Origin of the sequence: Chamaesiphon sp. VAR_48_metabat_135_sub (assembly GCF_031418915.1) — a bacterium.
Classification (GTDB): Bacteria; Cyanobacteriota; Cyanobacteriia; order Cyanobacteriales; family Chamaesiphonaceae; genus Chamaesiphon.
Map to the genome: position 1 here is coordinate 15,266 of NZ_JANOJV010000095.1, position 11,988 is coordinate 27,253.

General features: G+C 45.9%; 9 protein-coding genes. 3 read left to right on the forward strand and 6 right to left on the reverse strand.

Annotated elements, in window-relative coordinates; all coding sequences use genetic code 11:
- Positions 1-52: 52 nt before the first annotated feature.
- The 3 genes from RMO55_RS07400 (at position 53) to RMO55_RS07410 (ending at position 2,971) form a co-directional block, all read left to right on the forward strand.
- Positions 53-916, forward strand: a complete 864-nt coding sequence (locus tag RMO55_RS07400) for a DNA-formamidopyrimidine glycosylase (protein WP_310425427.1) — start codon at positions 53-55, stop codon at positions 914-916.
- Positions 917-1,016: 100 nt separating this feature from the next.
- Positions 1,017-2,174 carry a chromate efflux transporter gene (chrA, locus tag RMO55_RS07405; protein ID WP_310425429.1) on the forward strand — a complete coding sequence of 386 codons (1,158 nt, stop codon included), beginning with the start codon at positions 1,017-1,019 and terminating at the stop codon, positions 2,172-2,174.
- A gap of 185 nt (positions 2,175-2,359) precedes the next feature.
- Positions 2,360-2,971, forward strand: a complete 612-nt coding sequence (locus RMO55_RS07410) for a VTT domain-containing protein (protein ID WP_310425430.1) — start codon at positions 2,360-2,362, stop codon at positions 2,969-2,971.
- A 747-nt stretch (positions 2,972-3,718) separates the two neighbouring features.
- On the opposite strand, the gene RMO55_RS07415 is transcribed toward RMO55_RS07410, so the two are convergent.
- The 6 genes from RMO55_RS07415 to RMO55_RS07435 form a co-directional block, all read right to left on the reverse strand.
- Complete coding sequence (locus tag RMO55_RS07415) at positions 3,719-4,468, reverse strand: PEP-CTERM sorting domain-containing protein (protein ID WP_310425432.1); 750 nt, start codon at positions 4,466-4,468, stop codon at positions 3,719-3,721.
- Positions 4,469-4,834: 366 nt separating this feature from the next.
- Entirely contained in the window at positions 4,835-5,569 is a 735-nt protein-coding gene (locus RMO55_RS07420; protein WP_310425434.1) for a PEP-CTERM sorting domain-containing protein, read from the reverse strand.
- 525 nt (positions 5,570-6,094) lie between these two features.
- Entirely contained in the window at positions 6,095-7,837 is a 1,743-nt protein-coding gene (locus RMO55_RS07425; protein WP_310425436.1) for a DUF3352 domain-containing protein, read from the reverse strand.
- A 314-nt stretch (positions 7,838-8,151) separates the two neighbouring features.
- Complete coding sequence (locus RMO55_RS22205) at positions 8,152-8,313, reverse strand: TrmH family RNA methyltransferase (protein ID WP_396134210.1); 162 nt, start codon at positions 8,311-8,313, stop codon at positions 8,152-8,154.
- Positions 8,291-10,888, reverse strand: coding sequence for a CHAT domain-containing protein (locus tag RMO55_RS07430; RefSeq protein WP_310425438.1), 2,598 nt, complete (start codon positions 10,886-10,888; stop codon positions 8,291-8,293). The genes RMO55_RS22205 and RMO55_RS07430 overlap by 23 nt, the downstream gene beginning before the upstream one ends.
- A gap of 12 nt (positions 10,889-10,900) precedes the next feature.
- A partial coding sequence (locus RMO55_RS07435) for a hypothetical protein (protein ID WP_310425440.1) occupies positions 10,901-11,988 on the reverse strand: 1,088 nt, incomplete at its 5' end.

Here is an 11,988-nt window from a genome sequence, read left to right on the forward strand (position 1 = left end):
TCTTTTGTTAGCTAGATCCTAACCCATTTCCTAGTTACCAGCCTAATTACCAATGCCAGAATTACCAGAAGTTGAAACAGTTCGTCGAGGTTTAGATCGATATACACTCGATCGAGCGATTACTGGCACAGAAGTATTATTACCAAGATCGATCGCGCATCCCGATACACCGGATGAGTTTAGCTTTGGGCTACAACATACCAAGATTCAGACTTGGCATCGGCGCGGCAAATATTTATTCGCTCAATTAGTCTCTACAGACACTCAGCAAGCTGCTGGTTGGTTGGGAGTGCATTTACGCATGACAGGGCAATTGCTATGGGTAGAGAGCCATACAGACCTGCATAAGCACACTCGCGTGCGGTTGTTCCTGGGCAAAGATTGGGAAATTAGATTTGTAGATCAGCGCACATTTGGACAAATGTGGTGGATTCCTCCCAGCAGACAACCGGAACAGGTGATGACAGGAATGGGAAAATTAGGACCAGAGCCTTTCGATCCAGCTTTTAGTCTTGAGTACTTTACAGCTAAACTGCAAAAATCTCAGCGCAACATCAAAACCGTCATCCTCGATCAAACCTTAGTAGCTGGATTGGGCAATATCTACGCCGACGAGGCTCTATTTATGAGCAAAATTCACCCCAGTACGCCTGCTGGTAATTTGACAATATCCCAGATTAAATTATTGCGCGAGTCTGCCATAAACGTCCTCCAAACCTCGATCGAGCAAGGCGGCACCACTTTTAGCAATTATCTCAATGTCCAGGGCACCAATGGCAATTACGGTGGGATGGCGTGGGTTTACAATCGTACCAAAGAACCCTGTCGAGTCTGTCAAACCCCGATCGTAAAAATTCGACTAGGCGGCAGAGGTACACACTATTGCCCTGAATGTCAAATTTTAGTTGAAAGTTGAAAGCGGTGGAAGGTGAATGGTGAATGTTTGAAAGCGTCCCCCACACCCCCACATTCCCACTCCCCAACTCCCCAACTCCCCAACTCCCCAACTCCCGAATATGCCTATTGCCCAACATCGTTTAACTGAATTGGCTGGTGTGTTTTTGAAACTGGGAACGATCGGATTTGGTGGTCCAGCGGCGCACATTGCGATGCTAGAAGCCGAAATTGTCACTCGTCGTCAGTGGATTAGTCAGGCGCAATTTTTGGATTTAGTCGGACTGACTAATTTAATTCCGGGGCCGAGTTCTACAGAATTGGCGATTTATATCGGTTATTTGCGATCGGGTTGGTGGGGTTTAATTATTGGTGGTGTCTGTTTTATTGTGCCCGCGATGGCGATTGTCTGGTTACTGGCGATCGGGTACGATCGAGTCCAAGAGATCCCTGCGTCGATTGCCATATTTGCCAGTATTCAGCCTGTTGTAGTCGCATTAACCATACAGGCAGTGTGGAAATTAGGTAGATCGGCAATTAAAAATATCCCCACAGGTATCGCTGGCATCGTCTCGATCGGTTCATTGGTATTTTTCGATCTAAATACGTTAATCGCGCTGTTACTGGCTGGATTTGGGGTCATGATGTCCCAAAATTGGCGAGACTGGGGTAGGGGATTGCCTGTCTTGTGGTTGCCAAGGATCGAACTGCCCATATTAGCCATTTTTCCCGTCGTTGCCTCTCATCCCTCATGGGTGGATGTCTTGACGATTTTTCTCAAAATTGGGGCGACAATTTATGGCGGTGGCTATGTGTTGCTGGCATTTCTCCAACCAGAATTGGTCGATCGAACTCACTGGCTAACATCCAAGCAATTACTCGATGCGATCGCCATCGGCCAAGTTACCCCAGGGCCGCTATTTACCACCGCTACATTCATTGGCTACCTCCTAGCTGGACATGCAGGCGCGATCGCCGCAACAATTGGCATTTTTTTACCTAGCTTTGTTTTCGTCATCCTATTGACCTACTGGGCACCTAAGCTGCAACGATCGATCTGGTTTAGAACTTGGTTGGATGGGGTTAATGCTGGAGCTTGGGGAACAATTGCGGTAGTTGCCTATCGATTGGGAATAAGTACGCTAATAGACTGGCAATCGATAGCGATCGGCATTATCAGTTTTCTGCTACTGTGGCGATGGCGAATTAATGTCATCTGGCTGATTCTAGGTAGTGCGACGATCGCCTTGGTGGGACAATTGGCGCAAGCTCATCGTTAAAACTGCCACACTTTGAGTAAATTTCTTCAAGACTGATGTAGTTAGTTCATATAATAAAAAGCTAGAACTGTTGATTCTCGATTTTAGCTCTCGACTTTTTCGACGATCCTCACCTCGATCGATTGGTTTCTACAGCACTTCGCTGAATTGTGGAGTACACTCTTTCCCCGCTCCCCCCTCTAATTATGCATTTCGATCTACGCACATTAATTCAGACTTTTGGCTATCCACTGGTGTGGAGTATTGTTTTTGCCGAGTCAGGATTATTAGTTGGATTCCTATTACCTGGGGATAGTTTATTATTTGTTGCTGGCTTTGTGTGTTCATTGCCCAACATCGCACTAGATATCCGCGTGATGGCATTTGGTTGTTTTGTGTTTGCTGTTTTAGGCGATAGTGTTGGCTACTATACAGGCAAAAGATTCGGTCGTAAATTATTCGATAAAGAGGATTCCAAGTTTTTTAAGAAAAAACATCTGATGGCTGCGGAATCATTTTTTGATAAGCAAGGAAAAACTGCAATTATCTTAGCTAGATTTATGCCATTTGTCCGTACTTTTGCTCCAATTGTGGCGGGAATTGCCGCAATGCGGTACAAGACGTTTATGTCGTACAATGTTGTCGGTGGATTTGTCTGGGGCGTAGGCTTAACATGTCTAGGCTATTTTCTAGGTGAAATTATTCCTGAAGACAAGATCGACCAATATTTAATTCCGATTGTCCTGGGCATCATGTTTATCTCGCTTGCTCCATCTATTTTTCACATCATCAAAGCAAAGCAGGAAGGTAAGCATTAAATTAGTTGAAAGTTAAAACACAAGTTATTGGAGTTGCTGCGTAGTCCCGTGACCCCACCCCAACCCTCCCCTTAGAAAAGGGAGGGCGCATGAAAAGCCCCCCTTTATAAGGGGGCAGGGTGGTTTCATACAGGGAACTAAAATTATTATGCACCAGTACTTAGTCATCAACCGCCCGCAGATCTTGGTGCAACGCACGCTGAGGAAACCTCAGCGCGATTGCATCCGCTAAATCGCGGGCTACCCGAATTAAGTCCACTTAAGTGGACTTTAAGCTATGAGCACCGCAATTGAATCGCAGGTGGTTGGAGACTAAGCACTAGAGGTTTGACATTTTTCTTTTCTTGCGTGAAACCACCTCCCTCCTTTATAAGAGGGGTTGGCAGGGTGGATTAATTGTGAGGGAATAAAATCTATAATCTTGGTACTTAGTCTTTACCCACCCGTAGATAAATCACGGGCTAGCATAATTAAGTACTGGGCGGGGGACCCGCCCAGTACTTAAGTGGACTTTTGCTAGTAGCCCGCACTTTAGCGAGACGGTTGATGACTAAGAACTAGGGTTTCAAATATTGTCCGCTGACAACTAATCCGCCCTGCCTTTATAAGGGGAGTTGGGGGGTAGAGCACTATCAGCAACGAAGTCCAACAGACTTGTACACCGTAGCCTTAAAAAGGGGGACTAAGGAGATTTGCTAGGATTTAGGCGTAGCAAATTTAACTTTTCAAACACCCTCTTAGAAAAATCTAGTTGTTGCTAGATTTGAGTTTTTTTCTCATGCGTAATGCTGCGCTACCGCCAACGAGTGTGCCGATAATGGTGAAAGGTTCGGGAACGTCTGTTGCAGGTACGGGTACAGCTCCGTTTGCAGTACCTGTGGCCAAGATATACGAACCACCCAGTCGGAAGCTGGCGATGGAAGCAGTTAGTTCAGAAATACCACGGAATGCAAACTGATTTACTCCACCAGGTGTCGAGATTGGTGCAAATACTGACAAGTCAAAGCTCGATAACAAGTTGTTGTTGATGTCGTAAGTACTAATAGTGGGGTTATCACCAGGATCGATGCCAGGAAGGGGGTTTACACCATAACCAGGAGCATAATTTAGAAATGCACCAAACGATTGAACGGGGGCAGCGAAGGAGAAGGTCATGTAGCCTTTTGCCGCATCAAGTCCAGCGTAGACACGACTTGCGTCAAAATTACCATTCGCATCTAAATTATATGCCCCTTGTCCGAGCACAGAGCCGAATCCAGACTGGGTATCCGCGAGGTTGACGGTTGAGGTGAAGGTAATCCCCCCAGGAATAGATTTCGGACCAACTGTAAAATTGTAGCTTCCATTAGCGTAAGCACTTAGATCGAGAGCTGGGCCAGTGTAGCCAACTTCAGATGTGAGTAGCACACCAACGGCCTGAGCTGGAGCAAAAGCACCACTAGTAACAATACCGCTGACAGCAATACCTGTCATCAATGCCAAAGATTGTAATTTCATGTTCGGAGTCCTTACTGTAAAAGATATCGAGGTTGATTAATTTGGTTGTGTTGATGTACCGCACAACTAGGTTCTTTCAGCCGACAGTCTCTGTCCCAGGGTAAGCTGAATGACGATTGCAGCCGTTACGCTGGGCGAACAACACGATCGACAAAAGTTGGGACATTAGACTGGTTCGATCTTAATGTTCCCAATTTTTATGATTAATACCACAATTAACCGAACTTATCTACAAGTAAGATCCACACTCCCGTCGATAACGAGAGTATGGTGTTGGATTGCCGATCGAGAAAATTGGCACTAAGCTAGTGTGAGCTGGGGATAAGGACAAGGATCTCGATCGAGATCCTGCACCCACAAATCTGATTAGTCTTTGGTTTTGGTGCTAGATTTGAGTTTTTTTCTCATGCGTAATGCTGCACTACCACCAACGAGTGTGCCGACGATTGTAAACGGTTCGGGAACTTCCATTGGCAATCCGTTGGCACTACCTGTTGCTACGATATAGGAACCACCCAGTCTGAAACTGTAAATCGAGGCAGTGTTTTCGGAAATACCGCGAAATTCAAAGTGATTTTGTTGCCCTGGTGACGAAATTGGTGCCAATACTGATAAGTCAAAGCTCGATAACAAGTTGTTGTTGATATCGTATGTACTAATAGTGGGGTTGTCACCATAGCCAGGAGCGTAATTTACAAAAGCACCAAACGATTGGACGGGCGCAGCAAAGGCAAAGGTCATGTAGCCCTGTCCAGCGTCGAGTCCAGCGTAGACAGCATTCCCATCAAACCAACCATTGCCATTGGGGTCGTATGCATTCACTCCCAAATCGTAGTACCCTTGTCCGAGTGCAGAACCCATTGGAGACTGAGGGTTAATGGCGTTGGAAGTAAAAGTAATTCCCCCACGAATAGGTACAGGACCAAATGTAAAGAGACGATTTCCGCTCCCATTAGCGTAATCAATCAGATTGAGAGCTAGTCCAGTGTAGCCAACTTCAGATGTGAGGAGTGTGCCAGCCTGTGCCGCAACAAAAGCACCACTTGAAACAATACCGCTGATGGTAATACCTGCCATCAATGCTAAAGATTGTAATTTCATATTCGGAATAGTTCCTTACGGTAAAAGATATCGAGGTTGTATGGATAGTTGTGCGAAGAGACTGTATCACCATGTTTTCAGCAGCTAGTTTTTGCCCTAACTAAGAGCAGCTCAATGACGATTCTCTACAGTACCCTCTGCTTTTGCAGACGTTTCGCGATGGCGAATGATGAGAAGATCAAAATATACAGCAAGCCTTGCGTAAACAAGATTTACGCAGATGCTAGAAGCTAGTGCTGAAAAGCTTTATGTGTTAATAGCTTTATATTTTTAAGTCTTATTGAGTATAAAATAAGACAATATTTGCTATCGATCTTAAAATACCCAATTTCGATCTGTTTCCTATCAAAAAAATTGACCAGGTTTATATAATTTTTATAGATAATTCCAAAAAATCATATAAATCTGATCGAGTTACTGCTACAGCGTGTTCGGTGAATAGTTTCCTTGCATCGCCACAATCTGAACTACCCTCTACCCTTTACCCTCTACTCTCTAGTTAGTAAAAGCGCAAGCACCGCAAATTTATGCAGCAGGCTTGGGGCTGGGGCTTGGCGATTTGAGCGGATTTGGGGATGGCTTAACCGATTTTGCTGGTGTGGCGGGAAGTTTGGCAATGCCAGGGACTTTTTTGAGGGCGACGAATAGATCGAACCGATTGCTGAATTCGTCTAAGATGGCACTGGTGACACCCAAACCCTTAATGGCTTTGAACCCAGCCGCAACTTCTGGGGATAAGTATGGTAATGGTAAATTTCCGGCGTTAATGGTTCGATCGATATCAATGAAAAATTGACCGTTATGGGTGTTGAGACTCGATCGAGTCACTTGTTGAAATAGTTGATTATCTGATAATCTTTGTTGAGGTTGGGGGACGAAAGTACTGGCTACGGGCGCGCCCAAGCTGATAAAAGCCAGATCGCGATCGAGCCAACCATGAGTAGCCGCAGTCCCACTGACGGGCGATGTCCAATTAATGACATCTTTGCCACTGATTTTGGCTTTGACAATTTTAAATGCTTGCTTGCTGCCCATCGTACTATCTAACCGCGCAAAAGCTTTCTCTGCAGCAGATCGATTGCTAGCCTGTTGAAATATGACTAATCCCGCCCCAAGTTCTGTATCGATTTTATCTGGTTTGGGAATCATCGCTACCCCAAATGGTCCTTTGCTCCAGTTGAGGATTTCTGGTTCTAATTCTAGCCCCGTCAGGCTATCGAGATTTCTCACCAGATCGTCAGGTTTAAACGGTGCCAGAGGATTGGTATCGGCACTGCGGACATAATCTTGCCACAACCGTTGTAAGTTTCCACCAGAAACCATTACGAGGGTATTCGCTGGCAGATTTCCCGCCAGATTTTGACCTTGATTTTCGACTACCAATTTTTGCTTGGTATTGGGTTTGAGCCAGGAAATTCCCTTCCAGGCAATTCCTTCTGCTTCTAAAGTAGCATTAGCAGCAATCCCTTGCTGAATTTGAGCTTGAGCTAATTTGTCAGCAGCAAGTGTTTGCGGCGAATTGGCGGCTGCGACGGCTGTGGCGACAGGAATATTTGCATATACTTGGATGAATGGTCGATCGATCTCGATCGCACTCAAAGCTTTGGTATAACCTGGTAATGTCAGTAACGATTTACCACCTTGCTGAGTATCGATGACTCGTTGTAATCCCGATCGATCGGTAGAAATTGCCACAAAATTGTCGAGGATGGCGATCGCCATCGTCCCCGTTTTCCGCTTAAATTCCCTAATGGCGACCCCTTTATAATTGCTTTCGACTAAATTAGCATCGATCGGGGTTTGATGCTGTTCTACGACTCTCTGGGCGGCATCTCGATCGGCGATCGGCAGAATTGCGATTGTTTGCTGGTGGGGGATTTTCCCCTGCACGGATCTGCTGGAAACAGCACCAGGATTATCTAAATAACCGAGTAAGATTTGCTGGCCAATCCAAGGTTGAATGTCGCGTGAATAGTCGTAACCGTAATTAGTCAATAAGTCGGTATGAAGCTTGGCTAACTGATTTTCAAACACACCTCTACTTAACGGAATGCCAAATTCCGCGAATTTCTGCCATCGTTCTGGATCGGTAGAAATTGAGGCAGAGAAAAAAGTATCCTGAGGTAATAAACTCACTCCATTGCTAGTATCTAGTTTACCTGAATTCCCTGAGAATAATTTCCAGCTACCGATGGCCATCAACCCCACCAGGAGTGCAGCCGCTCCAGCTACGGCAATCCGTCGGCGTTGTTTATGTTTTATCGTCACACTAGTTGATTTGGACTTCCGATTGGGCATTTTGTTGGGCATCTGGGATTAGGGAAGGGGTAAAGGGTAAAGGGTAAAGGGTAAAGGGTAAAGGGAAGATCTCTACGATTGTTAGGCTATATCGATGCGAAGCTCTATCCGCTTTTACCCCTGCCTCTTTCCCACACTAAAAAACTATAACTAGCAACTTGGGCTACTCAATTCTTTTGGTTACATTTTTGATGCCAATCTTACAAAAAATCCTGAGTCTGATGCTATCACTTACATCCTGATTTTCCAAGCGGTAAAGATCTGGTTTGAGATCGATAGACTTCTTACAATAATAAACTTCCAGCTCCCTCCAGATTGAGCGAATCAGCCTCTCTAACCATCGGAATCCGCACTAATCTACGCTGTTGACTGGTTAGCCCTTGACGCTCTTCACCTAGAAATATTACTATCGATCGAGGATAATCATTTAGATTCGCCGATCGCAATAAAAGCCCCCCAATCTCTAGGAGTGGGAAATTCTTTCATCACCGTCAAAGTAGCTCGGCGCAGAGCTACCGCAATATTGGGCTGTTTTTGCCAATTTTGATAAAAAGCCAGCATCAAAGCCGAAGTTTGTTCGTCGGGAACTTCGCGCAAAGATACAATCGAACTGGGAACGCCAGCGGCAATCCATGCCCTCGACAAACCAATCACACCATCGCCAGTTACCCTACCTTTGCCCGTATCACAAGCACTCAAGACTACGAGTTCGGCGTTGAGATTGAGATCGAAAATTTCGCCGGAAGTTAGCAAGCCATCATCTTTGCCAGATGGGGCTAAAGCCATCGCGCCTGGTAATTCTGTTTGAATGCCACCAGTCCGACTTTGATACTCTAGCAAGCCATGAGTTGCTAGATGGATCAGCTTGGCTTGCTGGAGTTTGGGTAAAATATTGGCTTTGGTGGCGGCACTCCCGACGATTGCTTGGGTGTTAAATAACTTAGCAATATTTTTGGCTTCTTCTTCCGATCCAGGTAGCGGAGCGAGTTTTTGGCGAGATGCGCTGGGGGTGAGTGTGACATAGGGCATAGTGGGATTGCCCACAACGACAACGGCGGATTGCGGCGATTGGCGTTGGCGTTGTTGATGGGTGAATCCCAATACTTGAATCGATGGCGCGGTGCGGATCGTATGTTTCTCGATTAAGAATTTGTTATCTGGAGCTTGTAATGCTGCAAACGGAACGACTAATAACGAATCTTGGGGAATGAATACCACCTCGGCTTCGGGATCTTTTGGTAAGAGATCCTCGATCGGCGCAACTAATAGTTGATATAGTTCCTTTAAACCTGGATATTTACCAGCAGGCAAAGTTTGGCGATCTTTATTATCATTTGGTTGCTCTGACAATTTGTCATTACCCTGTTTTTCCTGTCTTTCGGTGACAAATTCCTCGATCGTCGGACAAGTTGGTGACTTATCTAAACATAGCCCGATCTTGACTAAATCTTGTAACCCGATCTTTCGCTTCCACAAGGGTTTGAGATTCACGCGCCGGAAAGTTACTTTCCCAGTCGGTTGTACCACCCAGATAAATAGCTCTTCTTCACGCGCACGCTGATTACCCCGAAATTTAAAAGAATCATCGGGAATAATCCCATAAGAAACTAACGTCGCATTTTGCTCTTTAGCAATCTGCCGAATCCGATCGATCGAGGGAGTTTCTAAGTTCGTAGCTCTGGTTTTTTGCGCCTTAGCACTGTTAGAAAATCGCGTCGAGAGCAATTGAGCAAAAGCTCTAGAACGACCCTTTTCCAAGGCTTCTAGGGCTGATTCTGGTTTATTGTCAGCAGTGAAAACTTGAATGAGCAGATTGTAAGTAGCAACCTGAGTTTCAAAGATGTTTACCTGCTGCAAGTCGGTGAGCTGAGATCTGACTCGATCGAGTAGTTTAACCGCAGTCGCTAGCTGTGTTTCTGCTTCTGTCAATCGCTTGGCAGCTAAAAATATGTGAGCTAAATTATTGCGGAATCTAGCTTCAGAGCGAGGGTTTTGATTAGCTTGCGCAATCTCGATACTTTGTTGATGTGCTTGAATCGATTGAGAGTAATTTTTGCGATCCTCATAAATCAAGCCCAAATTGCTCAAAACATCACTCTGAAGCTGGGGATTATTAATTTGCTTGGCTAATTTTAGCCCCCGCTGATAATAGTTCATACCGAGATTATTTTGGTCGAGGAGATGATAAGTCGTACCAAGATTAATCGAGATGCCCGCTTGTAAATTGAGATCGTTAATAGTTGGTAATTGGGCAAGTTTAAGGCTTTGTTGATAATAAGTTAATGCTTGCTTGTCTTTGCCCAGATCGGTAGAAATCGCGCCCAAATTGCTCGAGACATTCGCTTCTGATCGAATGTCTTTGCGTTGCTTGGCGATCGTCAAACTTTTTTGAAAAATTGGCATTGCTCGATCGTAATCGCCAATGGTGGCATAAGTACTGCCCAAATTATTTAAAACTTGCCCTGTCGATTGGGGATCTTGCAGGTTTTGGAAGATATTTATCGCCTGTTGTTGAAGCTCGATCGATTGAGTATAGTTACCCAAATTCTTGTGAGCGAGACCCATATAGCCCAATGCTCGACCGCGATTGCTCTCACTAGAAGCAATTTTACCCCACTGTTCGGCGGTAGCTAGCAGGCGACTATCATCACTAATTGCGAGATATCCACTAGTCAACAAACTAAGTGATTCTTCTTCTCCTTGGCGATTTTTTGATTGCCTAAAGGCGACGAGTGCTTGTTGCCAAAACCCGATCGCCTCCTTGAACCGATTGGCTTGATATTTGGCGGTACCTTGCTGTAGTAATTGATTAGTCATCGATCGATCGTCTTGGAGGGCAATCGAGCGGGACAAGGGCAGATCTCGATATTTTTTCAGGCTACTTCTGAGTCGAGTTAACTGGATTTTAGATTGAATTGAAGCAGTTGGGTGCAAATGCGATCGGACGATATCGCTTCCCAATATCGGTGATAAACCCAGCATCAATATAGCTAAAATGCCGACGTTAACTCGAAGATTCATGTAGATAGTCCTTTATTGGGATTTTTTACGATTGAGGATCTGGAGGATGGCGTTGCCATTGAAACTAGGATCGCAAGGATCTGCTGCCGAGGTATTGGGTTTCTCGTTCAGTTCAGATTTTAGTAGATCGGCTTTAGCTTTGGCTATGGGGGCATTTACATTGCGATCGCACTGAATTCCCGTTTTGCGCTTGGTAACTTTTTGCTCGGATTGGCCATCAGTATCATCCTGGGCAGTTTTTGTCTCCCCTTGAGTACCATTGCCGTCTTGATTGCCATTCCCCGTCCCAGAACCATCACCATTGTTTGCAGTCGTTCCGGTGCCACTGTTATTACCAGTATTGTTGTTACCATTGCCAGTGCCATCATTAGTACCTGTGCCGTTACCACCGTTATTACCAGCATTTGTGGTGCCAGTGCCATTACCAGTGCCATCGTTAGTACCTGTGCCGTTACCGCCATTATTGCCAGCATTTGTGGTGCCATTGCCATTACCAGTGCCGTTACCATTATTGCCAGTATTACCACCAGGGTTATTACCAACATCGCCGCCAGGGTTGTTGCCAACACCACCGCCACCAGGGTTATTACCACCACCAAGGTTATTACCAACATCGCCACCAGGGTTGTTGCCAACACCACCGCCACCAGGGTTATTACCACCACCAGGGTTATTACCAACATCGCCGCCAGGGTTGTTGCCAACACCGCCGCCGCCAGGGTTATTACCACCACCAGGGTTATTACCGCCACCACCGCCAGGGTTATTGCCAACACCACCAGGGTTATTACCACCACCACCGCCAGGGTTATTGCCAACACCACCGCCAGGGTTATTGCCAACACCACCGCCGCCAGGGTTATTACCACCACCAGGGTTAGTACCGCCACCACCGCCAGGGTTATTGCCACCGCCAGGGTTATTACCACCACCAGGGTTATTGCCAACACCGCCACCGCCAGGGTTCGTGCCACCACCAGGGTTATTGCCAACACCGCCACCGCCAGGGTTCGTACCGCCACCACCAGGGTTAGTACCGCCGCCACCTGGGTTATTTGCGACTGGCGGGTTACTAGTGACTGTTACGCCAGGGATATTTT